Origin of the sequence: Micromonospora arida (assembly GCF_042873195.1) — a bacterium.
GTDB lineage: Bacteria > Actinomycetota > Actinomycetes > Mycobacteriales > Micromonosporaceae > Micromonospora > Micromonospora arida.
Map to the genome: position 1 here is coordinate 744292 of NZ_JBIALC010000001.1, position 24969 is coordinate 769260.

A 24969-nucleotide genomic window follows, 5' to 3' on the forward strand; every position below is an offset into this window, starting at 1 on the left:
GGCGGCGGCAACCCGCTACCAGCGGTTGCGTGCCTCCTCGGCCCAACCGACGAGCCCGTCGAGGCTCACCGTCGTTCCGTCGTCCGTCTTCGCCCAGCCGGAGAAGTGCCCGAAACACTGGTGCGTCTCGTTCGCGACGACACCCAGGTTGGTGCGGGACACCTTCTCGTGGAACGGCTGGAACTCGACCTCGACCCGGTCGCCGCTGATCCGCCAGGGGCGCAGCCAGTCCGCCCGGTCGTAGGTCCAGCGCAGTTCCTCGCCGATCTTGTGCAGGCGGCCGTCGACGAAGAGGCCGTTCTCGGTGACCCCGGTGCCGTCGGTCCACCGGCCGCCGAGTTGGATCGCTCGTCCCGGCGCCGCACCGGCGGCCCAGTTCCACATGACCGAGTACGGCCATCTGCCGCGACCGTGGTCCAGCACGGCGAACGCGTCCGGTCCCCCGATCTCGTACGTCTGGCCGTGCAGTTCCAGCGTGCCGAGCACCGGGCGGCCGACGTCCTTGACCGTGTACTGGAATCGCCTGGTGCTCCACGGCACGACGACCCCGAGTGACTCGTGATCGGCCGGCAACGGCACGTCCACCTCCAGCCGTACGCCAGGGGCGCTCGCCGAGATCGTGGTGCCGTCCGGGCGCTGAACGATCCGGATCGCCAGGCCACCGCCGCGTGCGCCCGCCTCGCCCACGCCGCAGTGCGGCGGTAGCACCGCGCCCCGCGCCAGCGGCACCACCACGTCGGCCTTCGTCTCGGTGCCGCTGTCCCGGTCGAGCACGTAGACACTGTGCACGCCGGCGTAGTCCAGCGATGAGGCGACCAGCCCGATGATGTGCCGTGGGGTCACGATGCCCCAGTACTCCCATCGTTTGGTCCGGCCCCAGCCGCGCAGGTTCGCGGTGTGCAGGGGACGCCGGGTCCAGCCCACCGCCGCGGGGTTGAGTCGCCCGTCCGGTTGGCACAGGTCGACAGGCGAGACCAGCTCACGTTCGTGCGTCACGAGGGGCACGATAGCCCCCGCCACCCCGAGACACCCGATCACAGGATCGGCGGTGCCGCCAGGAACGGCTTCGCCAGCTGCGGGTGCTGCCAGCTGCGCACTCGCCAGAGTTCCACCACAGCTGGCCGCATCCCGCAGCCGGCCGGCTGACAGGTTCGGGACTTGGCCGGGTCCCATATCTGCTCGCCGGTCGGCGTCCGGCTCGGCCTGCCGGAGCACCTTTTGACTCAACTCGTTCTAAGTGAGCCATAACCGAGGCTATCCGGACCAAGATCCCTGGTCAACGGCAGCATTTAAGACTGGTTTCGTCTTAAAACTGCTACGCTCAGCCCATGACGCCGCCCGCTGTCCCCGCCCTACCGGGCGGAACCACCGGTAACGAGCGACTGGTCCTCGCCGCGCTGCGCGGCGGCGCCGTTCTCAGCCGGGCCGAGTTGAGCGCCACGACCGGACTGCCGAAGACGACGGTGACCGGCATCGCCAATCGCCTCCTGCACCGGGGCATGGTCGTCGAACATACCGCCGACGCCGGCCGTCGGAACCGCGGTCGCGGCCGGCCCGCGAGCGGTCTCACGCTGGCGGACCCCGCCGGTCTGGTAGCCGCCCTGTGCTTCAGCCACACCACGATCCGGGCCGCGGCGGTCGGCTGGGACGGCACGTTCGCCGCCTACCGTGCATTCGAGATTGGCAGCGATCGCGACCAGCAACGCGTGCTCGACCGAGGGCTGAGCTTGCTAGAGGAGGCGTTCGCCGAGTCGGGGTCGGCGTTGGAGCAGGCCGACTGCGCCGTCATCGGAGTTCCGGCGGCCTTCGAACGGGGGGTGGGGGCGGCATTCGGCCGGATTTCCGACGCGGGCCGCGAAGCCGTACCCGAGCTCGGAAAGCTCTTCGGCTGGTTCCGCTCGGATCCCCAGCCCGCGGTCGGCAAACGCCTGGGCATCCCGACGGCGGCGGAGAACTACGCCAACCTCGCAGCACTGGGTGAGGCGACCGCCGGGGCGGGACGCGGCCTGGAGGACCTCCTCTACATCAAGCTGGTCGAGGGGATCGGTGCCGGGCTGATCCTCGGCGGCCGACTGCACCGGGGTGCCCGCGGCCTGGCCGGGGAACTGGCGCATGTCCAGGTGCTTCCCAACGGACGATGGTGCTTGTGCGGCAGTCGGGGCTGCCTCGCCGTGACGTACGGCGACTTCGTGGAATCGATCGGCCGCTCAACCTATCCGCAACCGTTGAGCGTCGCCGACATTCGCGAACTCGCGGCCGCCGGCGAGCTGGGCACCCGCCGCATCCTGGCTGACCTCGGTCGGGGTTTCGGGCGAGTGCTCGCCGACGTCTGCGTGCTGCTCAGCCCGGAAGCAATCATCGTGGACGGAGCGCTCGGTGCGGCGGCAGAACCGTTTGTCGCCGGCATGCGCGAAGCGATGGACCAGCGCATGCCGAGCCTCATGGCGGAGTCCGTGCAGCTGCTCACCGGCGAGCTCGGTGAACGGGCCGAACTGCTCGGCGCCGTCGCGCTCGCTCGGGCGGGGCAACTGCCCGCCGTGACCGTCAGCCGGTAACGGACGGGTCACGGCCGCAACATGTCCGCAACATCAAATTAGCCCTACGGTTGCGAAGTCTCCTGGTAGCGGTAATGTTCTGCCCAACAACAAAGCCTTCCTCCGTCCTCGGCCGGCCGGGGGAAGCGCCAGCGTCGCGACCGTTCCACTCCGGCTCCCTGCCCGGTACTCGCCTGAACCGTCGCCTGGCCTCCTCTACGGGTCGGTGCATTCGTTTACCCGATGCGCCTCCCCTTCACGTGGACTCCCCCGTCCACGACCACCTGCGGCACCGGACCGGTGCGAACCGGGGACCTCCCCTGCCGCAAAAATGGAGGTATGACCACCGATGAAGATCCGACGGACCGCTCGATGGGTGGCAGGGGTGTCAGCCGCAGCGGCTGCCGCCCTGGCCGTCACCGCAGGCCCGCCCGCTCTGGCAAACTTCGCCAGCGCCTCACGCGGCGCCGGCACCTACCCCGGCCAGTCCCCCGTCGTCCAGACGGACAAGGGCGCGGTCCGTGGCGAGGCCAAGAGCATGGTGACCTCCTTCAAGGGCATCCCCTTCGCCGCGCCGCCGACGGGTGACCTTCGCTGGAAGGCACCGCAGCCGGCCGCCAAGTGGAAGGGCACGAGGAACGCGACACAGTTCGGGGCTTCCTGCGTACAGGGCACTGGCTGGGACCCCGGATACGACAAGCCCACGCTGACCGAGGACTGCCTCTACCTCAACGTGTACCGCCCCAGCACCGTCTCGAAGAAGAACCTCCCGGTGTTCTTCTGGATCCACGGCGGCGGCAACTTCGCCGGCGCAGGACGCGACACCAACCCGGACAAGTTCGTGACGCGAGAGGACGCCGTCTACGTCACGATCAACTACCGGCTCGGCGCCATGGGCTACCTCGTGAACCCGGCCCTTGAGGCGGACAACCGCGACGGCTCGGCCGGCAACTTCGCGATCCTCGACCAGCAGGCCGCCCTGCGCTGGGTGCAGAAGAACATCAAGGCGTTCGGTGGCAACCCCGACAACGTCACCGTCGCCGGCCAGTCCGCAGGTGCCGGTAACACGGCCGTGCAGCTTGCCTCGCCCACCGCGCGAGGTCTCTTCGACCGCGCCATCCTCCAGAGCGGAGGCGGCAGTCCGCTGCGGACGTTGCCGGCGGCCCGCGAGAGCGGCGAGCAGTTCAGCGCCGAACTTGGCTGCCCGACGGGCGCGGGCCAGGTCGACTGCCTTCGCTCGAAGAGCCCCACTGAGATTCTCGCGGCGCAGGCCAAGGTCCGGCAGTCGGGCGCCGTCGCCGGCACTCGCGTCGTGCCGACCGACCCGATCGAGCTGATGAAGACCGGCAAGCTGACCGACCTGCCGGTCATGGTCGGCGGCACCTCCGACGAGTCGCAGCAGAGCGTCTTCGCCGCCTACGACTACCTCGACAAGCCGCTCACCACCGCACAGCTCAACACCCTGATCTCCACCACGTACCCGAGTGGCGTCGACCAGATCCGTGCCACCTACCCCGTGGTGAACTACAAGTCGCCCACCGTCACCTGGGGTGCGATCCAGAGCGACCAGCGTGCGTGTCGCGACCAGACGCTGCGCGAGCGACTGGCGAAGGACACCAAGACCTACGCCTACGAGTTCGCCGAGAAGAACGGCCCGGCCTTCGTCTCGATCTGGCGCCTCAACACCGACTACCCCTTCGGTGCCACTCACGTCAACGACCTCGGCTACCTCTGGGACTACCTCGGCACCGCCCTGCCCTTCAGCAGCGAGCAGGTCGACCTCTCCAACCAGATGATCAGCTACTGGGGCAGCTTCGCCCGCGACGGTAACCCGAACGTGCGGTTCGCACCGACCTGGCCCCGGTACGCCCCGCAGGGTGACCTCCTGCAGTTCGCGGCCCCCAGCGCCCAGCGCGTCGCCGACACCACGATCGGCGATTCGCACAACTGCTCGGTGTGGGACGCGATCAGCCCCGCTGTCTGACCACGTCGGCGAGGTCCGCGGCGTGATGCCTCGGCACCACAGCGCGGATCCCCCGAACGAGCGCTTCGAGCAGCCGACAGCTGCACTTTCCCCTCGATCGACTGAAAAGGATCAATTCGTGAGAGCTTTCCCCAAGCGTCGCCTGGCCACCTGGGCCGCCGCCGTGATCGCCCCCGTGCTGCTGTTCGGTGCGGGTGCCAGCGCCGTCGCCCAAGCGGACAGCAAGGGCGACGGACGCGGCGGTGACCCCGTCGTGCAGAGCCGGAACGGACTCGTCCGTGGCGACGCGACGAAGCAGTTCGACCAGTTCCTCGGCCTGCCGTACGCGGCACCCCCCGTACGCGACCTGCGGTTCGCCCCTCCGGCCGCGCCGGAGTCGTGGCGGGGAATCCGGTCGGCCGATCAGCAGGCTCCGGCGTGCCTGCAGTTCGAGCCGACCGGGATCCGCGAGGAGCAGGCCGTCAGCGAGGACTGCCTCTACCTCGACGTCTACCGACCGAGCAAGGTCGCGAAGAACGCCAAGCTGCCGGTGATGCTCTGGTTCCACGGCGGGGGCCACACCCAGGGCACCGGCGTCATCTACGGCGGCGGCACGATGGCCGCGAAGACCGACACGATCATCGTCTCGATCAACTACCGCCTCGGTGCGCTCGGCTTCCTCGCCCACCCCGCGCTCAGCGAGGTCACCGAAGGTGGGTCCGGCAACTACGGCCGGATGGACCAGCTTGCGTCGATGAAGTGGGTCCGGGACAACATCGCCAACTTCGGCGGCGACCGCAACAACGTGACGATCTACGGCCAGTCCGCGGGCGGCCAGGGCGTGTGCGACATGATGGCCATGCCGGCGGCCAAGGGCCTGTTCCACAAGGCGATCGTGCAGAGCCAGCAGTGCCTGGCCACCCGCAACACGCTCGCGGTCGGCGAGCAGCGGGGTGTCGGGTTCGCGGAGTCGGTGGGTTGCACCGATGCCGCCACCGTCGTGAACTGCCTGCGTGCGGCGTGGCCCGGGAAGCTCGTCGCCAACCAGGCGAACTACCTTGGCAACTCGAAGGTGGGCGGCTCGCTGCTGCCCAAGTCGTTCGCCGACGCGTTCGCCGACGGCACCTGGAACAAGGTGCCGGTGATGAGCGGCACCACGCGCTCCGAGAGCCGTCTCACCGAGACCGCCCTAGCCGGGATCACCGCGCAGGGCTATGTCGACACGATCAAGCGTGAGTACGGCGAAAAGGCCGACCGCGTCCTTGAGGCGTACCCGCTGAGCAAGTTCAAGAGCCCGTGGGACGCCATCACGCAGGTGCACACCGACGCCGGTCGCGCGTGCCAGACCGAGCAGGCCGCTCGGGTGATCTCCACCAAGACGCCGCTCTACCGTTACGAGTTCAACGACCCGACCTCGCCGACCCTCTACGGGTTCCGCGTCCCGGGTGAGGACGTCTCCAACGGCCACAGCGGCGAGCTCGCCTACCTGTTCGACTTCACCCTCGGCGAGCGGCCCCTGACGGCGCAACAGGAGAAGCTGTCGGACCAGATGATGCGGTACTGGGGCGCCTTCGCCCACGACGGCAACCCGAACTATCGGGGCGCACCGTCGTGGCCGACCTACGGCGGCGACGAGAACGTGATGCAGTTGCGCACCGGCGGAGCGAGCCGAGTGATCAACACCTTCGCGGCGGAGCACAACTGCGGCCTCTGGCTCAGCTGACCTCTTACCGCGCGTACCAATGAACAGAACAGTGCGGGCTCGCCCTCCACGGGGCGGGCCCGCACTGTTGCGTCTCACCGATCGACTGCGGTCGAGGCTGCCTGCGCTGCGCCGAGGCGGTGCGGTGACGGCGCTGGCGAGCGCGAGCACCGCCTCGCGGCCTTCGAGGGCGGCTACGGCCGGGACATGTACCTCCAGGTCGTCGAGGCCTACCGGGCGAAGCACCCCGACGTGGACGTTCAGCTACAGCTCTCGAAGACCCTTGAGGACGAGATCAGCCCCAACATGAAGGCTGGCAAGTTCCCCGACGTCGTGGTGCTGCCTCAGGGCCGCAAGGCCGCGCTCGCCGAGACGCTGGTCAAGGACAAGGCGCTGGAGGACCTCACCGGAGTCCTGGACATGACAGTGCCGGGCGAACAGTCCACCGTGCGGTCCAAGCTCGCCGACGGAATCGTCGGCAACCTCAACACCAACCCGTACAACGACGACAAGACCTACCTGATGCCGATGTACTACGCGCCGACCGGCCTGGTCTACAACAAGGGCCTCTTCGCGCAGAAGGGTTGGCAGGTCCCGGCCACCTGGGACGACATGTTCAAGCTCGGCGACGCCGCCAAGGCCGAGGGCATTGCGCTGTTCACGTACCCGACCGCCGGCTACCTGGACTCGTTCTTCTTCGCGCTGCTCGCTGACGTCGGCGGTGAGCAGTTCTACAAGGACGCCATGACCTACTCCGAAGGTGTCTGGAAGACCCCCCAGGCGCGTCAGGTCCTGGACATCACCGCCAAGCTGCTGACCTACGCGTCGAAGACCACCGTCGGGTACGCGAACGAGCAGGACTTCACCAAGAACCAGCAGTCTCTGCTCGACAACAAGACCCTGTTCATGCCGAACGGCACGTGGGTCGTCGGCGAGATGAAGGACGCGCCGCGCGCCACCGGCTTCGAGTGGGCGATGGCCCCGCTGCCGGCGGTCAGCGCCGGTGGCAAGCGCTACCTGACCACCATCGTCGAGTCGGTCTGGGTCCCGAGTGGCGCCCAGAACAAGGACGCCGCGAAGGACTTCGTCGCCTACCTCTACTCCGACGAGGCCGCCGGCATCTTCGCCAAGGCCAACGCGATCCAGCCGATCAAGGGCAAGGCCGCGACGCTGGCCGCCGAGATCGCCCCGTTCTACCAGCTCTACGAGGACCCGACCATCACCGCCCTGGTCGGGGGCTTCGCCAGCACCGCGCCGGTCGAGGGCGTGAACATCAAGGGCACGCTCTTCGACACCGCGAACAGCATCATCAGCGGCGACAAGACCGTCGACCAGTGGCAGACCGCGCTGAACGACGCCAGCGAGAAGTTGCGGCAAGCGGGCAAGTGACGCCCTGGCGGCAGCCCGGGGACGGGCTGCCGCCGCTCCCTTCCCCGCGAGAGCCAAGGACTGGTCAACGGTGACGACGACCCTCACTCCCCCAACCCCGGGCGCCAGCAAGCCAGCGCCCGGTCGATCCCCGACGTCGAGGCGCGGTACCGCCGCCCGCGGTCGGCGCGGCGACGGCCGGTTCGTCGCCATCTGCCTGCTACCGGCGTTGGCACTGTTCGCGCTGTTCATGATCTGGCCGACGGTGAGCGTGTTCCGGATGTCGCTCTACACCTGGAGCGGCTTCTCGGCACAGATGCGGTTCGTCGGCCTGGACAACTTCAGCAAGCTGATCGACGACGAGCAGTTCCTGCGCGCATTCCAGAACACAGTCGCGCTACTCGTGGTCGTGACCGTGGTGACGATGGGGATGGGCCTGTTCCTCGCGGCCGTCATGACCCGCCAGAAGCTGCGCGGCCACACCTTCTACCGGTTCGTGCTCTACATCCCGAACGTGCTCTCGGTCGTCGTCATCGCGGCCATCTTCTCGGCCGTCTACGACCAGGAGAACGGCCTGCTCAACGGCACACTCCGGGCGCTCTCGCTGGACGGCCTGCAGCAGGTGTGGCTGGGTGACCAGAAGCTGGTGCTCTACTCGGTCGCGATCGCGATGCTGTGGCAGTCACTGGGCTACTACATGGTCATCTACATGTCCAGCATGGCGAGCATCCCGGAGGAGTTGTACGAGGCCTCGGCGCTCGACGGGGCGGCGGCCACCCGGCAGTTCTTCGCCGTCACGCTGCCGCTGATCTGGCAGAACCTGCGCACGACGCTGACCTTCTTCATCCTCAGCGCGGTCAACCTCAGCTTCGTACTGGTTCGGGCGATGACCGGCGGCGGCCCGGACGGCGCCTCCGAGGTGCTGCTCAGCTACATGTACAAGCAGGCGTACACGAACTCGGCCTACGGCTACGGCATGGCCATCGGCGTGGTGATCTTCGCTTTCTCGTTCCTCGTGTCGCTCCTGGTGAGCCGCGCGACCCGGCGTGAGCCCCTCCAGTTCTAGAGGACACTCCCATGACCACGATCAACAAATCCGGTCCGCGGCCCGGCCGTGGCCTCACCCACCTGCTCGTCGGTGGGATCACCCTGCTCATCATGATCCCGGTCGGCTGGGTGCTGGTGGCCTCGCTGAAGCGCAAGAGCGAGTTCTTCGGCAGCCCCTGGACCCTGCCCGCAGGCCTGCACCTGCAGAACTACGTCGACGCGTTCGGCGGCGCCCAGATGGGCCGCTACTTCGCCACGTCGGTCCTGGTCACCCTCCTCGGCCTGGTCTTCGTGCTGGCGGTCTCGGTGCCGGCGGCGTACGTCGTCGCCCGGTACGAGTTCCGCGGCAAGAGCATCGTCGAGGTGGCGTTGCTCGCCGGGCTCTTCGTCAACGTCAACTACATCGTGGTGCCGATCTTCCTGATGCTTGTCGACTGGGACCGTGCGTTGGTCGACGTGTTCCCGGACGGGTTCTTCCTCGACAACCCGGCGGTGCTCTCGCTGGTCTACGCGGCGACCTCGATCCCGTTCACGATCTACCTGTTGAGTGCGTACTTCCGGTCGATTCCAGGGGACTTCGAGGAGGCCGCACTGCTGGACGGGGCATCCCGGTTCCGGATCATGACGCGGGTGATGCTGCCGATGGCCCGACCGGCGGTCACCACGGTGATCCTGTTCAACTTCCTGGCCTACTGGAACGACTTCATCATCGCGCTGACGCTGCTGCCCGGCGAGGGCAAGACGTTGCAGGTCGGCCTGCTCAACCTGATGGCCGCCCAGAAGGCGGCTGCGGACCCTGGGCGGCTCTACGCCGGCATGGTCATCGTCATCGTGCCGGTGCTCCTCCTGTACGCGCTGATCCAGCGCCGCCTGATCCAGGGCATGGCCGCCGGTGGCGTCAAGGGCTGAGGCCCGAGAAAGGGATGTCATGAAGGAACCGACACGTGCCGCTCTGCTTGTCGTCGCCCGGCTGCTGATCGCGCTCGCCTGTGTCGTCACCGTGATGGTCGTCCGACCCACGGTCGGGTGGGGCAACCTCGCGATCATGCTCGTGGCGCTCGCCGTCCTGATCGGTCTTCTCGCGGACTACAACAAAAAGTTCCGGTGAGCCGCGGCGTGCGGCGGGCCCGAGCTCCGCCGGGGGCGTTCCCTCCCGGCGTACGAACGAGACAGCGCAAGGAATTGAAAGACTCCCCCACCCCCGACCACGCCCACGGTTAGGACTCTCGATGCGCCTGTTCAGGTCCTCGTTGGTGGCTTTGACCACGCTAGCCACCGCAGTACTGGTCGCCGCACCCCCCGCCGCGGCAGCCGCCACGAACTACTACGTCGACTGCTCCGCGAGCACGTCGGGCAGCGGCACCCAGGCCAGCCCCTGGAACAGCTTCACACCGGTGAACGCCAAGACGTTCGCCGCCGGAGATCAGATCCTGATCCGGCGGGGCACGACCTGCGCCAACCAGCAACTCATTCCCAAGGGTTCCGGCGCGGCCGGCGCACCGATCATCATCGACGCGTACGGCAGTGGCGCCAAACCGGTACTGGCCGGCAACGGTGCTGTCGTCGACGTCGTGAAGCTCTACAACCAGCAGTACTGGGAGATCCGTAACCTGGAAATCTCCAACAAGGGGTCGGCGATCGCCACCCGCCGCGGCGTGCACATCATCCGCGAGAAATCCGGCACCGGCACCTACTACCGGGTGACCGGGCTCAGCGTCCACGACGTCAACGGTAACCAGACCAAGAAGGACGACGACGCCAGCGCCGGCATCTTCTTCGAGGTCCTCGGACACACGGTGCAGACGAAGTTCGACGACGTGCTGATCAACAACAACACGATCGCCACCGTCGACCGCTACGGCATCCACTTCTGGACCCGCTGGATGGTCCGGCCGGAGCTGGCCAACCCCAACTGCGGCTCCACCTGCGGCAACTGGCTTCCGCAGACCCGGGTCGTCGTCCGCGGCAACACGGTCACCAACATCGGCGGCGACGCCATCGACGTGCACCACACCCAGAGCGCCCTGGTCGAGAACAACCGGGTCGACGGCTTCCGGGTCCGCGAGCCCGCGCAGTGCGCCGCCGGCATCTGGGGCTGGAACATCAACGACGCCCTCTTCCAGTTCAACGAGGTCAGCGGCGGCCGGAGCACCTGCGACGGGCAGGGTTTCGACCTGGACGAGGCCAACATCCGCACCATCTACCAGTACAACTACAGCCACGACAACGAGGGCGGCTTCATCCTGCTCTGCAACGGTGGGGGTTCGACCACCAAAGACAACATCGTGCGCTACAACATCAGCCAGAACGACCGTGGCCAGATCTTCGACCTGGTCTGCGGCAAGCTCACCAACACGAAGATCTACAACAACGTCTTCTACGTGGGCCAGGCGGCCCAGATCATCAACAACAGCAACGGCTCGACGGGCGCCAGCGCCGAGTTCTACAACAACATCTTCTACGTGACCACGACCCAGGCCAGCTACAACGCCGGGGCGCTGCTGTTCGACTCCAACGTGTTCTACGGCCAGCACCCGGCCGGCGAGCCCGCCGACCCGAACAAGATCACGGCCGACCCGCTGTTCGTCGCGCCGGGCACCGCCACCTCGATCGGTGACGCCGGCGGCTACCGGCTCCGCGCCGGCTCGCCGGCGCTGGCCAGTGGCCAGGTCATGACCAGCCCGGGCAGCCGCGACTACTTCGGCAGCACCGTCACCCCGGGTTGCCGTCCGGACCGGGGCGCACACCAGCTGAGCACCGTCTGCGTGCCCAGCGCCGGCGTCATTCCCCGCACCGGCTGGTCGCTGAAGTACGTGGACAGCCAGGAGACGGCCGCCGAGAACGGGGCCGCGACCAACGCCTTCGACGGCAACCTCAGCACCATCTGGCACACGAAGTACACCGGCGGTAACGCCCCGATGCCCCACGAGATCCAGATCAATCTCGGTGCGAGCTACGCGGTCTCCGGAATCCGCTACCTGCCCCGGCAGGACAGCGGCTCCGGCGCCGCCAACGGACGCATCGGCCAGTACGAGGTCTACGTCAGCACTGACGGCACCAACTGGGGTACGGCCGTGGCCACCGGCACCTTCGCCAACAACGCCAGTCAGAAGGAGATCCGGTTCACCGCCAAGACCGGGCAGTATCTGCGGCTGCGCGCCCTGAGCGAGGTCAACGGCAACCCGTGGGCCACCGCTGCGGAGATCTACGCCCTCAACTGACCGGCACATCAGGGAGCCTCCGGCATCGCGCCGGAGGCTCCTTGGCGTACCCATGGTTGGGCTCACCACCTCGGGGGTGGCGCAACCGCCTCGGTCACCGCCAGACCCTGTCCGCGATGTCGTAGACCATCGTGCGGTCGACCTGCTTCGGAAGCGACTGGCCGAGTCGCCACGATTCGGACGTGGCGTGCAGATCGACAGTCACCGAGCCCGGCGTCGCGGCGCTCAACTCGCCGATCCAATGCCGGCTCTCCTCGATCAGCCTCTGCACGGTCTCGACGTCGGGCGCCGTCACCTCCACCACCGTGGTGTCGACAAGCGCCGAGCCGACCAGCAAGGCCAGGAGCCGGCCGAGGACCGCCGCAGGCACCGTGCGGTCCGTCGTTTCGACGAGCACGTAGCAGTCGTCGTGCCCGGAGAACAGCAGGCGTGAGCCTGCCAGCGCGGGGAGGACCGGCTCGTCGTACGTGGCCGTTCCGATGACGACGATCATCTCGTCGACCCGCGCGGCGGAAGGCGTACCCGGCACGTCGACAAATGTCAGCTCGTAGGGGTACCAGCCGGCCAGGAACCGGGGCAGCTGCTCCCGGCGGATCAGCAGGGCCTCTTCGCTGAGGCCGACGACCCCGGCCGCCAGCGCGGCGACCTGGTGCACCTCGAAGCTGACGCCCTGCTCCGCCGCGATCCGCGACGGCCGCCACTGCTGATACTCCTCGTCCAGAAAGCTGTTGGTCTCCAGGCCGACAACCATGATGGTGTCGTTCCCGGCGAGCGTGAGCACGTCGGCCAGCTCGGCGGCCTGCGCCGCGGTCGCGGTCACCAACCAGGAGCCGCCTGTCTCGCGAACGCTGAAGCTCAACGGGAAGGGCGCGCGGTCCAGTCCCACGCTGTTCGCGGAGAACGCGCCATGGGGTCCGACCTCTACCGTCGCGGCGCCCTCCCCGGCGATCGGGTAGCCGATCTCGGTGAGGTCCACCCGCAGGTCGGCGACGGTCAGCTGCGGGTTCAGGGCCCTTGTCACGGTGTCGGTGAGCGGTCGATGGGCGACGACGTGCTCGACTGCCGCCGGGTCCACCGCCGTGTCGTAGTAGTCGACGGCGAACTCGACGAAGCGGTCGACGATGTCGTCGAACAGGATGTCGAGCATGCCGGACCCATCCGGGCCGCTGTCGTCGTACGGCCCGCTCGGTGGTGGGAAGGCGATGCCGTCGCCGGCCTGCCAGCGATCGTCCCCCACCAGCCGCCACAGCACGGTCGTCGCGACGAGTTGCCCGTCCTCGTCGCAGAAGGCGGGTTCCGTCAGCTGTGGACGCAGCACCTCTGGTACACCGTCGACCAGGCCCGGCCACAGCTCGTGGTCCGGATGACGGTACGGCGACATCGCCGACTCATGGTCGAAGAGTCGGATGAAGGCGCCGTCGGCGGTGAACACGACGGTCCACTCGTCGCCGCTGCCGTTGCTCATCGACGCCGCCTCGTCCGCGCCCCAGTTCGAGGTGTAGGCGTAGTTGGGGTCCCCGCCATCGATGATGCGCTCGAGCACGGCCAGCGCCTTGCAGCGCTGCCGCAGCAGGTCGATGTCGGGAAGTTTGGCGGCGACGTCGTAGGCGGTCACCGGGTCACCCTAGTGAGGCGACAGCACCCCGGCCTCGGGGGCGAGGACCCGGGTGAAGAACGCCAGGCTGTCGCGGATCAGCGGCTCCAGCGGCACTCCGGCGAAGCAGTGGTCGGCCCCCTGTACCACCGACAACTCGACCTCGGCACCCGCCGTGGTCAACGCTGCGGCAAGTTCTTCGCTCTGCCCCACCGGTACGACCAGGTCCTGGTCGCCGTGGATCAGCAGCATGGGTGGGGCCTGGTCGGTGACGAAGGTGATCGGACTGGCCGCCCGCCCCAGCTCCGGATTCTCGGCCAACGGGGCGCCGATCAGCAGTGACTCGGGCGAGTCCGCCGCGTCGTGGTCGATCGTCCCGGACGGGTGTGCCTGCGACTGCATGGTCACCAGGTTCGACGGCGCGTACCAGCAGACTGCCGCCCGGACGCCGGTGTCGTCCTGGTCGTCCCCGGTCAGCGCGACCATCGCGGCCAGATGCCCACCGGCCGACTCGCCCCACACCCCGATCCGCTCGCGGTCCACGCCCACCGTGTCGCCGTGTCGGCGCAGCCAACGCACCGCCGCCTTGACGTCGTCGAGTTGGGCGGGGAAGTGCGCCTCCCCGCTGAGCCGGTACTGCGCGGAGGCGACAGCGAATCCGGAGCGGATGGCGGCGGTGAACGGGTCCGCTTCCATGAGCCAGTCGGCCGGCTGCTTGGGCGAACCGAACAACCACGCGCCGCCGTGGATCCACACCAGGACCGGGGCTGGTGTGGCGGCCCCGGTCGGCACGGCAAGGTCCAACGTCAGCGGGCGGAAGCCCGGGACCTCGTTGACGACGATGTCGCGGTGCTCAATCCGGTCGTTCCAGCGCGGGGGTTCCGAATCGGTCATCACTTCATCGTCGCACCGACGGTCCGGGCGTGCCGACCAGCCGGCCATCCCCGGATAGGAACCACCAGCGCCGGTACGCTCCGCGCCGGCCTCCGCCGAGTCAACGGCAACCCCGGCGGATAGATAGCCCATTGATACCGTAAGTCACGAGGGGGAAGGATGGAGCAGCACATGATCGTTCCGCAGGGGTTCCGCGCGGTGGTCGCGAACGCTGGGCTCAAGGACGACGAGGACGACTTCACCGCCCTGATCTCCGAGGTGCCTGCGGTCAGCGCCGCGGTGTTCACCCGCTCCCGGTTCGCCGGTCCCAGCGTCGTGCTCAGCCGTTCGGCGGCGTCGACGTCGTCTGCCCGCGGCGTCGTGGTGCTCTCCCGCAACGCGAACGTGGCCACCGGTAAGGAAGGGCTGGAGAACGCCCGCGAGGTGCGGTCCACGGTGGCTCGCGCCGTCGGGCTGGACGACGAGGATCTGCTCATCGCGTCGACCGGGGTGATCGGGAAGCAGTATCCGATGCCGAGGGTCCGACAGCGCCTGGCCGAGCTTCGGTGGCCCTTTCCGCCTGCCGATTTCGACCGGGTCGCACGGGCGATCATGACCACCGACACCACGCCCAAGGTGGTGCGGGTCAGCTGCGGCGCGGCGAGCATCGTCGGCGTCGCGAAGGGCGTCGGCATGATCGAACCGAACATGGCTACCCTGTTGACGTTCTTCTGTACAGACGCCCGCATCGAGCCGGTCGACCTGGACCGGGTGTTCCGGTCGGTCATCGCTCGCACGTTCAACGCGGTCAGCATCGACACCGACACCTCCACCAGCGACACCGCGGCCGTCTTCGCCAACGGCCTGGCCGGGCCGGTCGATCTGGACGAGTTCGAGCAGGCGTTGTACACCGTCGCACTGGATCTGGTGCGGATGGTCGCCCGCGACGGTGAGGGCGCCAGCAAGCTCATCGAGGTCCGGGTCAGCGGTGCCCGCGACGGCGAGCAGGCCAAGCGGGTGGGCAAGGCCATCGTCAACTCGCCGCTGGTCAAGACAGCCGTGCACGGCGCCGACCCGAACTGGGGTCGGGTAGCCATGGCGATCGGCAAGTGCGAGGACGACGAAGACATCGACCAGCAACGGGTACGGATCGGTTTCGGCGGTATCGGGGTCTATCCGACGCAGGCCACTGAGGAGACCCTGGTTCGGTTGCGGCGCCACCTCGAAGGCGACGACGTTGTGATCGAGGTCGACCTGGGGATCGGCGCCGACGCTTTCACCGTGTACGGGTGCGACCTCACTGACGGGTACATCCGGATCAACGCTGACTACACCACCTGAGCGACGACGCACTCGGGCGATTACTGCTGCTTCTCGGGCGTGGCGGGGCGGGCGCGGACGTGCAACCGCTCCCCCTGCGGCCCGAAGAGACTGAGGGCTTCGGCGGTGCCGGGGCCGGGGTTGAAGAAGAGGTGCGGAATGCGGGTGTCGAACTCGGCCACCTCCCCCGGGGTCAGCGTCAGATCACGGTCACCGAGCAGCAGGCGTAGCCGGCCGGAGAGCACGTAGAGCCACTCGTACCCCTCGTGGGCCTGCGGGATTCGGCCCCCGGCGGACGGGTCCGGCGGGAAGATCTGCTTGAACGCCTGGACACCGCCCGGTCGGCGGGTCAGCGGCAGGTACGTCACGCCGTGGATGACGATCGGTTTGGGGCGTACCCGGGGGTCGCCGGTGGCGGGGGCGTCGACCAGTTCGTCCAGCGCCACCTGGTAGGCCCTCGCCAGCGGGAGTAGCAGCTCCAGGGTGGGCCGACGGCTACCGGACTCCAGCCGGGACAGGGTGCTCACCGAGATGCCGGTCAGGTCGGCGAGCTGGGTCAGGGTGGTCCCGCGTTGGTGACGCAGGGCACGCAGCCGGGGGCCGACGGCCGCCAGCGCGGCGCTGTCCTCGTTTGCCATAACGGCAAGGATAGTTGCCACCTTGCCGAGGGCGACGGATGGTGGGCGCAGCCGACAGAGCAAGAGGGAGATATTCCGGTGGACGAGACATATGACGTGGTGGTGGTGGGCGGCGGCGCCGCAGGGCTCAGCGGGGCCCTGGCGTTGAGCCGGGCCCGACGGTCGGTGCTGGTGATCGACTCCGGTGAGCCGCGCAACGCGCCGGCCGACCGGATACACAACTACCTCGGCCGGGAGGGGACGCCGCCGGGCGAGCTGCTCGCGATCGGACGGGCCGAGGTGGCCGGGTACGGCGGGCAGTTCCGCGCCGGGCGGGTGCAGGCCGCGACCCGGGACGACGACGGGTTCCGGCTGAGCCTCGACGGCGGGGAATCGGTGCGGGCCCGCCGGCTGCTGGTGACCACCGGTCTGACCGACGAGTTGCCCGACGTGCCCGGCCTGGCCGAGCGGTGGGGTCGCGACGTGCTGCACTGCCCGTACTGCCACGGCTGGGAGGTTCGCGACCGGCGGATCGGCGTCCTGGCGACCAGCCCTCTGAGCGTGCACCAGGCCGAGATGTGGCGACAGTGGAGCCCCAGCGTGCTGCTCCTGCTGCACGACTCCCCGGCGCCGGACGCGGAGACCGCCGAGCGGCTCGCCGCCCGCAGCATCGCGGTGGTGCCCGGCCCGGTCGCCGCGGTGGAGGTGACCGACGACGCGCTGACCGGCGTACGGCTCGCCGACGGCCGGGTGGTGGCGCTCGACGCGATCGTGGTGGCGACGCGGCTGACTCCCCGCGCCGACGTGCTGGTGGGATTGGGTCTGGCCCCGGAGGAGGTGACGATGGGTGAGCACGTCATCGGTGCCCAGATCCCGACCGACGCCACCGGCGCGACGACCGTCAGTGGTGTCTGGGTGGCGGGCAACGTGGCCGACATCCGCAGTCAGGTGATCACGTCCGCCGCGGCCGGCCTGAACGCGGCGGCGGCGATCAACGCCGATCTCATCGCCGAGGAGACCCGCGACGCGGTGTCCGCGTACCGGCAGATGGTGGCCACGACGTTCGAGGAACCGGCGTGGGAGGAGCGCTACCAGTCCCGCCCCTCGGTCTGGAGTGGCCGGCCGAACCCGCAGCTGGTCGCCGAGGTCACCGACCTGGTCCCGGGGCGCGCCCTGGACGTGGGCAGCGGCGAGGGCGCCGACGCGGTGTGGTTGGCCGAGCGCGGCTGGCAGGTGACGGCGGTGGACATCTCCACCACGGCGTTGAGCCGGGCCGCCGCGCACGCCGAGGCCGCCGGCGTGGGCGACCGGATCGAGTTCACCCACGCCGACCTACGGGACAAGCCGCCCACCGAGGAGGCGTACGACCTGGTGTCCGCGCAGTTCATGCACCTGCCACCGGCGGAGCGGCGGGAGTTGTTCGGCCGGCTGGCAGCGGCGGTGGCACCCGGCGGCGTCCTGCTGATCGTCGGGCACCACCCGGCCGATCTGTGGGGGTCGGCGCACCGGATGCACATGCCGGACGCGATGTACACCGCGCAGGACGTGGCCGCCGATCTGGAGCCGGCCCACTGGGAGTTGCTGGCGGCGGAGGAACGCTCCCGCCTCGCGACCAATCAGAACGGCGAGGACATCACCTTCCACGACGCGGTCCTGGTGGCCCGCCGACGTTGACCTCGCGTCTCCCGCTGTTGACCTGCGTCGATCATGGAGTGGTGGTGGATGACAAAGGTGGTGGAGCACCACCTTTCCGGCACCAGGAGTCCATGATCGGCGCGGGATCGGGGCAAGGCGGGACGGCAACGTGAGAGGTGGTGGGGCAGGACTTCGCATGAGGTCCGCTCGGCGGTAGCGTTGCGCCACACTGACGGCCCGTGGGGCAGGCGACCGCCGACCCTGACGCCCCGATCGTACGGAGGATGGTGCATGTCCATCGGCGCTGAGCCGCACGCAGCACGCGACGATGCGGCCTCCCGGCCGAGCTTCGAGCTCACCCTGCGCGGATACGACAAACGTCAGGTGGACCGGCACCTGGAGCAGCTCGACGGCCAGATCGCGATGCTGAGCGGGGAGCACGGGCGCTCCGCCGTCCGCGTCCGTGAACTGACCGCCGAGGTTCAGCGGCTGCGCGCCGAACTGGCCGAGCTTCAGGAGCAACCCGTGCAGGTGGACCGCGCTTCGTTCCATGATCTGGGCCCGATGGTCGGCGAGATCATGGCGCTCGCCGAAAAGCAGGCCAGCATCATCACCGAGTCGGCCACCGACCGGGCCAACGAGCTACGCAGCGAGTCCGAGCGGATCCTCGCCGACACCCGTGAGCGGGCCGCGCAGGCACGTCAGGATCTGGCCGAGGAGCTGGCCGCCCGGCGGGCCGAGCAGGAGCAGGCGCACGAGGAACGGCGCACCCTGGCCGAGGCCGAATTGACCGCGATCCGCGAGCACGCCGAGCAGTTGCGGGCCGACGGTGAGGCCGTGCACGAGCGCGCCCAGCACGAGGCCAAACGGATCACCGAGCAGAGCGCGCAGCAGCTCAACCAGACCCGGGTCGCCGCCGACGCGCTGATGAAGTCGGCCCGCACCCAGATCCAGCAGGAACTCCAGTCGGCCCGCTCCAAGCACCAGCAGGAGATGGCCCAGTGGCAGGCCAACGTGGAGCGAGAGGTCAACGAACGGCGTACCGCCGCCGAGCAGGACATCGCCGAACAGCAGGCCGCCGCCGAGCAGGAGCTGGCCGAGGAGCGCAGCGCGACCGAACAGCAGATCGCCGCGCTGCTGGCCGAGGCGCAGCAGCACGTGACCGAGCTGCGCAACCGCGCCGACGAGCAGTCCGCCAGCCACCAGCAGCAGCTCGCCGCCCTGCAGAAGGAGCTTGAGGAGCGCCGGCAGGAGGCCGCCGAGCTGAACGCCGAGCTGGACACCGGCCGCCAGCAGCTCGCCGAGATCCGCCAGGAGGGCGAGACGCTGGAGAACGAGCTGTCCCGCATGCAGCAGCGACTCGGTGAGGTCCGTCGGGACCTGACCGCCGAAAGTGCCCGGTTGGACGAGGCCCGGCGGGCCGGGGACTCCGCCGAGCGGCACGCCAAGGAGGTCCGCGCCCGCGTACAGCGGGAGGCGAAGCGGGTGGCCGACCTCGCCGCCGCCGCGGTCATGGCCGCGGCAGCCGGCGGTACGGAGACCGCTGAGTACCCGATGGTCGGTTCCCGCTCCAGCGCCGACCGGCCCGCCCCGGAGCGCGTCGAGCGGCTCACCGTCGACCGGTACTCCGCGGAGCGCCCTACCGTGGACGATGCGGACACCGATCGCGCCACTGCCGACCGCGTTCCGCTCAACGCTGCACCTGCCGATCGGGGCTCGGCCGAGAACAGCTACGCCGACCTGACCCCGGTGGAACAGGCCAGTGGCGACCAGGCCCCGCCGGAGCACACGAACGGCGACCGGGCACCGGTGGAGCAGGCAGACGACGCGCATGCTGGCGCTGCGGCGGTCGGGGAGGAGTCGACGACGTCCGAACGTACGGCGGCCCGGGAGGTCAGCGTCGACGACACCGAGCGGACTTTCCCTCGGCACATCGGCACTGACGCACCGACGCCCGTGCCGTTCCTGGCCTTCGGGCAGCCGGTCAGCGAGAACGGCGCCGCCCGGCACTGACCTCAGCCGCGGTTGCACTCGGGCCCGGAGCGGGCCCGGGACAACCGCCCGCCGTCCTCGCGCGTCGGTACTCACGGAACGCCCGACCGCGCCGATCTTGCAATTTCGGTCGTCGAGATGCGCGCAATGCCCCCTTACGTCGGGACAGTAAGTGCAAGATCGCGGGACGGGGGCGGCCCGGACGGATTCTGGGCGGAACCGGGTCGCCTCGCAGGTTGGAGCTGGCAGGCTGGGCTGGCCGCCGCGCACCAGCGGTGGCCGCCGGCCTGGCCGGTGACCGAGAGGAGCGCCCGGTGACCGACCAACCGGAGGAGTTCGACCTGCTCGTCGTCGGTGGCGGCAAGGCCGGCAAGACGTTGAGCATGGACGTCGCCCGATCCGGGCAGCGGGTCGCCATGGTCGAGCGCGGCATGATCGGCGGCAGCTGCATCAACGTCGCGTGCATCCCGACGAAGGCGCTGGTGACCAGCGCGCGGGCCGCTCGGCAGCTGCGGGACGCGTCGGCGCTCGGCCTGACGGTGGAGGGCGGCCGGGTCGACATCGACCTGTTGCGCGCGCACAAGCAGGACGTGGTGGAGGGGATGGTCGCCGCCAACCGGCAGCAGTTCCTCGACTCCGGTCTGCACCTGGTGATCGGCGAGGCCAGGTTCGTCGGCCTGCGGACCGTACGGGTGGCATTCGCCGACGGCGGCGAACGGCTGCTGCGCGGTAGCGACGTGGTGATCAACACGGGCACCCGCCCCCATCTGCCGTCGGTGCCCGGGATGGCCGAGGCCGGGGTGCTCACCAGCGACGAGTTGCTGCGCCTGGACCGGCTGCCGGCCCGGCTGGTGGTGCTCGGCGGCGGCACCGTCGGGGTGGAGTTCGCGCAGATGTTCGCGTTGTTCGGCAGCGCGGTGACCCTGGTCGAGGGTGGTCCACGGCTGCTCACCCGCGAGGACCCCGACATCAGCGACGCGGTGATGCGCGTCTTCCTCGACGATGGCATCGACGTACGGGTGGGTGTGGCCGTCGCGCGCGTCGACCGGGAGGCCGACGGCTCGCTCCGGGTGACGCTGGACGACGGCAGCGTGGTGATCGGGGACGACGTGCTGGTGGCGGCCGGGCGGGAACCGGTCACCGACGGGCTCGGCCTGGACGTGGCCGGCGTACGGCTCAGCGAGCGGGGCTTCGTGGAGGTCGACGAACGCCTACGCACCAGCGCCGAGCGCACCTGGGCGGCCGGGGACGTCGCCGGCAGCCCGCAGTTCACCCACGTCTCGTTGGACGACTACCGGATCATCCGAGCGAACCTCGCGGGAGGCCGGCGCAGCACCGCCGACCGGCTGATTCCGTACACCGTCTTCACCACCCCGGAACTGGCGCGGGTCGGCCTGACCGAGACCGAGGCGCGCCGCGCCGGGTACGACATCCAGGTCGCCCACCTGCCGGTCGCCGCCATCCCCCGGGCACGCACCCTGCGCCAGACCAAGGGCATGTGGAAGGCGGTCATCGACACCAGCACCGACCGAATCCTCGGTGCGGCGTTGCTCGGCGCCGAGGCCGGTGAGGTGATCACCTCGGTGCAGCTGGCCATGCTCGCCGGGATGCCGTGGACCGCTCTGCGGGACGCGGTCATCACCCACCCGACCATGACCGAGGGTCTCAACCTGCTCTTCGCCTCGCTGGAGTCCAGCCCGGTCCGTTGAGCGCCGCGCGGCCCACCGACCCCAGGCCACGAAGCGGTCGTACAACTCGTGCGGGCTGGGTCCGTCGTGGGGGTTGAGGTGGTGAAGATCCTGGGTGGCCTCATAGAACATGCCTGCCAGGTAGATGGTCAATCCCGACGGGTTGTCATCGAACTCCGCCCTGAGCAGCAGCTTTGCGTCGTGGCAGGGCCACTGCTGGCCGTCCAGCCGGCAACGCCACACCGGGCGCAGCGGGGTGTGGCTCTCGCCGTCGTGCACCGGGTGGACCGTGAGTCCGTGCCGCTCCGTGTCAACCTCCAGGGGCTGATCCGCGCTCACCGCTGGCCGGCCAGGTTCAGGCGGATCGCCGAGGCGAGCACCTGGTGCTCGAAGCAGGACCCGGTGCCGCAGTCCGGAGGGTCCTGGCGGCGGCACACGTGCCCTCTCACCCAGACCCAGCCGCCGGTCGGCCCCTGACAGATGGCCACAACGATCACCACCTCGTCCCGTCGGGCGGGCACGGTGGGCTCGCACAGCCACTCCCCGGCCAGGAGCAACAGCTTGGTTCCGGCGGGCACCTCCACGTCGGCATCCCTTGCCGCCGCTCTCCCAATCCAGTTCATGAAGTCCGCCCCCAGGGCTTGTGTGTGGTGGCCGACCAGAGCGAGATTCCGGTCGGCCACCACATCCAGTGGCTACGACAGACCACGCCGTCCGGCAGCGATCCGCCGCGCCTATTCACGCCGTCCGAGATCGGCCGACATGGGTAGCGTGGCCGCTACGCTGCGGGGTGTGGCAGCCGTGAGCAGTGGGCCCACACGGGAGCCCACACGCCGGGGGTGAGATGGACGGTTTCGGGGGCACACTCAGACAGCACCGCAAAGCCGCCGGCTGGTCGCTGCGGAAGTTCGCCGAGCTGACGGCGTACGACTTCGGCTACCTCGGGCAGATCGAACGCGGCGACCGCCCCACCAACCCAGCGGTGGTGGCCGCCTACGACCGCGCGTTGTCGGCTGGTGGTGCATTGGAGAAGGCGTACGGCAGCAAGCAGGCAGGCGACAAGGACGTGCGCAGACGATCGGTACTCCAGGCAATGGGCGCGCTCGCCGCAGTGCCCGCGGTGGATCGTCTGGTGGGATGGGAGGTCCTGCGGCATGGAATCGGCGCCGCCGTCGATGTCGACTTCGATGAGTGGACCGAGATAGTCGCGGACTACGGACGTGGCTACTACCGCCAACCGCACGACCAGCTCATGGCGCAACTCGGGCGGGACCTGGCCGTGTTGCAGCACCAGATCGCCGCCGCCGACGAGCACCATCGTCCATTGCTGCTACGCGCCGCTGGCCGCCTGTCGGTCATTGTGGCGCTCAGCCTGAACGCGCGGGGGCAGACCGTGCTGGCTGGCAGGTGGCGGGCCAGCGCGAAGCGCATCGCCGACGAATCCGGCGATGCAGACACGCGGGTGCTCACCCGGGCGTGGGACGTGGTGAACGGCTGCTACGACGGTCGGGCACCGACCACGGTGATAGCGCTGGCCGACCAGGTGCTGCCGCTGACTGACGGTACGCCTTCGGCGGCGACGTGCGGGCTGCTCGCGGGCCGGGCGCAGGCACTATCGCTTGGCGGCCGGCACGCCGAGGCGGTGGCCTGCGTGCGCGCCCTCGCCGACCGGGTGGAGGAGCTGCCCGCCACGGTGACCGCCGACGTGGAGTCGCTGTGGGGATGGCCAGAGCACCGGCTACGGCACACCGAGTCGTGGGTGTATGCCCACGCCGGTGACCAGCATGCCGCCGAGGCCGCACAGCAGCGCGCCCTGGAGCTGTATCCGCCGTCGCAGCAGCGGCTACGAACGCAGGTGCAGCTACACCAGGCGGCGGCATTGTGCCGCAACGGGTACATCCCCGACGGGTTACGCCTCGCCGCGGACCTGCTCGACCAGCTACCCGCCGAACAGCACAATGAACTCGTACGGGCGGTAGCCCGGCACGTTGCCGCCGCCGTTCCCCAGGCCGAGCGACACCGGCCGGATTACGGCGAGTTGGTAGACCGGGTACGCGTCTAGCATCCGGGCATGGGCTTGATCTACACCACCAGCCACGGCCGGGACGCGGCCCGCTTCTTCGGACCGCTGGTCGACTTGTACGAGTGCGTGTACGCCGAGCCGCCGTACGAGGAAGGCCCCGACCAGGTGGCCCATTTCCGCGACCGCCTCCCCGGGGAGGCCGACCGGTCCGGTTTCACCCTCGTCACCGCCGCCGTCGAATCGTCGCTGGTCGGCGCCGCTTACGGGTGGACCATGTCGGCCGGCGACTGGTGGTCCCGAGCCGACGCCGACCCGCCCGCCGAGATTCGTGCGGCGGCGAAACTGGCCGTGATGGAGTGGATCGTCCACCCGCACCGCCGCGGCCAGGGCGTCGGCGTGGAGCTGATGCGCCGGCTGCTCGCCGACCGCTCGGAGCGGTACGCGACCCTCGCCTCGGATCCCCGCTCTCGGGCACGGAAGGTGTACGCGCGCAACGGGTGGCGGCAGGTCGGCACATCAGTCCTGCCCTGGGGTCCGCCCATGGACCTCCTCGTCCTCGACCTTGGCCCAAAGCCGGTCCGATGAGCGCCGCAGGGCCCGCCCAGGCGACCGCTAACCGGCGATCTCGTCGCGTACCCGTTGTTGGAAGGCGCGGGCCTGCGCCCCGGTGGGCGGCTGCCCGCCGTGGCGTGCGGCGACCGCCTGACGGATCACCTCGGCCCGGTCGCCGGCGTCGATCAGCCGCTGGCCGGCGGCGACCTTCGCCAACCAGACGCCGTGGCGGTGGCGCACCAGCGACCGGCAGGCGCCGAGTACGGCGTCCTCGGTGCCGGGCGCGGGTTGGTCGGCCGGCGGTGTGGGCAGGGCGAGCCACCAGGACAGCGCCTCGATGAGCAGCCGGCGCAGGTCGGCCGGCGCGAGGTCGGCGAAGGCCTCCCCCGCCGGCGGGCCGAGCAGTGGGAGTCCACTCTGGTGCAGGATGCTGCGATCGAGGCCGTACCAGAACCGGCCGTCGGCGGCCGGGCGGTCGGCGGGGTCGAGGGTGCGCCGGAACGGCATGCCGGCCCCGGTGTTCAGTTCGACCTCGAAGCCGGGCTCCGGGGTGCCGGAGGCGGCCACCGCCCGGTCGTAGACGACCAACTCCAGTCCGCGTGCGGGGCAGGGCAGCGCCTCGTGCCGCAGCCGGGCGACCAACGTCTGCTTGGCGGCCTCGGTGAGCGGTCCGACGCTGAGCAGCGCCACGTCCACGTCGCTGCGGCCGGGCTGGTAGGCCCCGAGCCCCACCGAGCCGGCCGCGTACGCGCCGACCAGGTCGGCGCCGAGCACCTCCCGGGCGGTGCTGACGAGGTCATCGAGGTAGCGCTGAAGATCGGAGTCCACGGGCCATCATGA

Annotated in this window: 19 protein-coding genes and 2 pseudogenes; 14 read left to right on the plus strand and 7 right to left on the minus strand. The window is 69.5% G+C overall.

Annotation, left to right across the window (positions count from 1 at the left end; genetic code table 11):
* Nucleotides 1–15: 15 nt before the first annotated feature.
* Nucleotides 16–996, minus strand: a complete 981-nt coding sequence (locus ACFYP0_RS03635) for a DUF2804 domain-containing protein (protein WP_355497833.1) — start codon at nt 994–996, stop codon at nt 16–18.
* A 467-nt stretch (nt 997–1463) separates the two neighbouring features.
* Between ACFYP0_RS03635 and ACFYP0_RS03640 the strand changes: the two genes are divergently transcribed.
* From ACFYP0_RS03640 to ACFYP0_RS03675, 8 genes and pseudogenes are all read left to right on the plus strand, one after another.
* Nucleotides 1464–2555 carry an ROK family protein gene (locus ACFYP0_RS03640; RefSeq protein ID WP_356978515.1) on the plus strand — a complete coding sequence of 364 codons (1092 nt, stop codon included), beginning with the start codon at nt 1464–1466 and terminating at the stop codon, nt 2553–2555.
* A gap of 364 nt (nt 2556–2919) precedes the next feature.
* Complete coding sequence (locus ACFYP0_RS03645; protein ID WP_158629613.1) at nt 2920–4518, plus strand: carboxylesterase/lipase family protein; 1599 nt, start codon at nt 2920–2922, stop codon at nt 4516–4518.
* A gap of 118 nt (nt 4519–4636) precedes the next feature.
* A complete protein-coding gene (locus tag ACFYP0_RS03650; protein ID WP_158629612.1) occupies nt 4637–6220 on the plus strand; it encodes a carboxylesterase/lipase family protein in 1584 nt (527 codons plus the stop codon).
* Nucleotides 6221–6313: 93 nt separating this feature from the next.
* A pseudogene (locus tag ACFYP0_RS03655) lies at nt 6314–7588 on the plus strand (carbohydrate ABC transporter substrate-binding protein); the annotation flags it as partial.
* Between the two features lie 70 nt (nt 7589–7658).
* Nucleotides 7659–8633 carry a carbohydrate ABC transporter permease gene (locus ACFYP0_RS03660; protein ID WP_244219034.1) on the plus strand — a complete coding sequence of 325 codons (975 nt, stop codon included), beginning with the start codon at nt 7659–7661 and terminating at the stop codon, nt 8631–8633.
* 11 nt (nt 8634–8644) lie between these two features.
* A complete protein-coding gene (locus ACFYP0_RS03665; RefSeq protein WP_355497826.1) occupies nt 8645–9523 on the plus strand; it encodes a carbohydrate ABC transporter permease in 879 nt (292 codons plus the stop codon).
* A 19-nt stretch (nt 9524–9542) separates the two neighbouring features.
* Nucleotides 9543–9722 (plus strand): DUF6903 family protein, encoded by a 180-nt coding sequence (locus ACFYP0_RS03670; RefSeq protein WP_355497823.1) that lies wholly within the window; start codon nt 9543–9545, stop codon nt 9720–9722.
* A 121-nt stretch (nt 9723–9843) separates the two neighbouring features.
* The gene (locus ACFYP0_RS03675; RefSeq protein WP_356978519.1) at nt 9844–11835 is read left to right on the plus strand and encodes a discoidin domain-containing protein; all 1992 of its coding nucleotides are present in this window, start codon (nt 9844–9846) and stop codon (nt 11833–11835) included.
* 94 nt (nt 11836–11929) lie between these two features.
* Here ACFYP0_RS03675 and ACFYP0_RS03680 read toward each other — a convergent pair whose 3' ends face one another.
* Together ACFYP0_RS03680 and ACFYP0_RS03685 are read right to left on the minus strand one after the other, a co-directional pair.
* A complete protein-coding gene (locus tag ACFYP0_RS03680; RefSeq protein ID WP_355497819.1) occupies nt 11930–13450 on the minus strand; it encodes a hypothetical protein in 1521 nt (506 codons plus the stop codon).
* A gap of 9 nt (nt 13451–13459) precedes the next feature.
* Nucleotides 13460–14323 (minus strand): alpha/beta hydrolase, encoded by an 864-nt coding sequence (locus ACFYP0_RS03685; RefSeq protein ID WP_355497816.1) that lies wholly within the window; start codon nt 14321–14323, stop codon nt 13460–13462.
* A gap of 171 nt (nt 14324–14494) precedes the next feature.
* Here ACFYP0_RS03685 and argJ point away from each other — a divergent pair, with 171 nt between their 5' ends.
* Complete coding sequence (gene argJ / locus ACFYP0_RS03690) at nt 14495–15643, plus strand: bifunctional glutamate N-acetyltransferase/amino-acid acetyltransferase ArgJ (RefSeq protein WP_356978522.1); 1149 nt, start codon at nt 14495–14497, stop codon at nt 15641–15643.
* A gap of 20 nt (nt 15644–15663) precedes the next feature.
* Here the strand turns inward: argJ and ACFYP0_RS03695 are convergent, their stop codons facing one another.
* Nucleotides 15664–16260: a helix-turn-helix domain-containing protein gene (locus tag ACFYP0_RS03695; RefSeq protein WP_355497811.1), complete on the minus strand. Its 597-nt coding sequence runs from the start codon at nt 16258–16260 to the stop codon at nt 15664–15666.
* A gap of 78 nt (nt 16261–16338) precedes the next feature.
* Here ACFYP0_RS03695 and ACFYP0_RS03700 point away from each other — a divergent pair, with 78 nt between their 5' ends.
* The 3 genes from ACFYP0_RS03700 to ACFYP0_RS03710 all read left to right on the plus strand — a co-directional run bounded on the left by ACFYP0_RS03700 (nt 16339) and on the right by ACFYP0_RS03710 (nt 21575).
* Complete coding sequence (locus ACFYP0_RS03700; protein ID WP_355497808.1) at nt 16339–17913, plus strand: bifunctional NAD(P)/FAD-dependent oxidoreductase/class I SAM-dependent methyltransferase; 1575 nt, start codon at nt 16339–16341, stop codon at nt 17911–17913.
* A gap of 252 nt (nt 17914–18165) precedes the next feature.
* Nucleotides 18166–19887, plus strand: a complete 1722-nt coding sequence (locus ACFYP0_RS03705) for a hypothetical protein (RefSeq protein WP_356978525.1) — start codon at nt 18166–18168, stop codon at nt 19885–19887.
* Nucleotides 19888–20180: 293 nt separating this feature from the next.
* Nucleotides 20181–21575 carry a dihydrolipoyl dehydrogenase family protein gene (locus ACFYP0_RS03710; RefSeq protein WP_386994215.1) on the plus strand — a complete coding sequence of 465 codons (1395 nt, stop codon included), beginning with the start codon at nt 20181–20183 and terminating at the stop codon, nt 21573–21575.
* Nucleotides 21576–21593: 18 nt separating this feature from the next.
* Here ACFYP0_RS03710 and ACFYP0_RS03715 read toward each other — a convergent pair.
* Both ACFYP0_RS03715 and ACFYP0_RS03720 read right to left on the minus strand, forming a co-directional pair.
* Nucleotides 21594–21875, minus strand: a pseudogene (locus ACFYP0_RS03715) (hypothetical protein); the annotation flags it as partial.
* Between the two features lie 14 nt (nt 21876–21889).
* Nucleotides 21890–22138, minus strand: coding sequence for a hypothetical protein (locus ACFYP0_RS03720; RefSeq protein ID WP_356978529.1), 249 nt, complete (start codon nt 22136–22138; stop codon nt 21890–21892).
* Nucleotides 22139–22398: 260 nt separating this feature from the next.
* On the opposite strand from ACFYP0_RS03720, the gene ACFYP0_RS03725 reads away from it, so the two are divergent.
* A complete protein-coding gene (locus ACFYP0_RS03725) occupies nt 22399–23616 on the plus strand; it encodes a helix-turn-helix domain-containing protein (protein ID WP_356978531.1) in 1218 nt (405 codons plus the stop codon).
* A 9-nt stretch (nt 23617–23625) separates the two neighbouring features.
* On the plus strand, nt 23626–24162 hold the full coding sequence (locus tag ACFYP0_RS03730; protein WP_356978533.1) for a GNAT family N-acetyltransferase: 537 nt from the start codon (nt 23626–23628) through the stop codon (nt 24160–24162).
* A gap of 27 nt (nt 24163–24189) precedes the next feature.
* Here ACFYP0_RS03730 and ACFYP0_RS03735 read toward each other — a convergent pair whose 3' ends face one another.
* Nucleotides 24190–24957 carry a nucleotidyltransferase domain-containing protein gene (locus ACFYP0_RS03735; RefSeq protein ID WP_356978535.1) on the minus strand — a complete coding sequence of 256 codons (768 nt, stop codon included), beginning with the start codon at nt 24955–24957 and terminating at the stop codon, nt 24190–24192.
* Nucleotides 24958–24969 lie beyond the last annotated feature (12 nt).

Coding starts and splice junctions, on each gene's coding strand:
- ACFYP0_RS03665 (WP_355497826.1), top strand. CDS start 8,645: ATGACCACGATCAACAAATCCGGTCCGCGGCCCGGCCGTGGCCTCACC.
- ACFYP0_RS03670 (WP_355497823.1), top strand. CDS start 9,543: ATGAAGGAACCGACACGTGCCGCTCTGCTTGTCGTCGCCCGGCTGCTG.
- ACFYP0_RS03675 (WP_356978519.1), top strand. CDS start 9,844: ATGCGCCTGTTCAGGTCCTCGTTGGTGGCTTTGACCACGCTAGCCACC.
- ACFYP0_RS03685 (WP_355497816.1), bottom strand. CDS start 14,323: ATGACCGATTCGGAACCCCCGCGCTGGAACGACCGGATTGAGCACCGC.
- argJ (WP_356978522.1), top strand. CDS start 14,495: ATGATCGTTCCGCAGGGGTTCCGCGCGGTGGTCGCGAACGCTGGGCTC.
- ACFYP0_RS03695 (WP_355497811.1), bottom strand. CDS start 16,260: ATGGCAAACGAGGACAGCGCCGCGCTGGCGGCCGTCGGCCCCCGGCTG.
- ACFYP0_RS03705 (WP_356978525.1), top strand. CDS start 18,166: ATGTCCATCGGCGCTGAGCCGCACGCAGCACGCGACGATGCGGCCTCC.
- ACFYP0_RS03725 (WP_356978531.1), top strand. CDS start 22,399: ATGGACGGTTTCGGGGGCACACTCAGACAGCACCGCAAAGCCGCCGGC.
- ACFYP0_RS03730 (WP_356978533.1), top strand. CDS start 23,626: ATGGGCTTGATCTACACCACCAGCCACGGCCGGGACGCGGCCCGCTTC.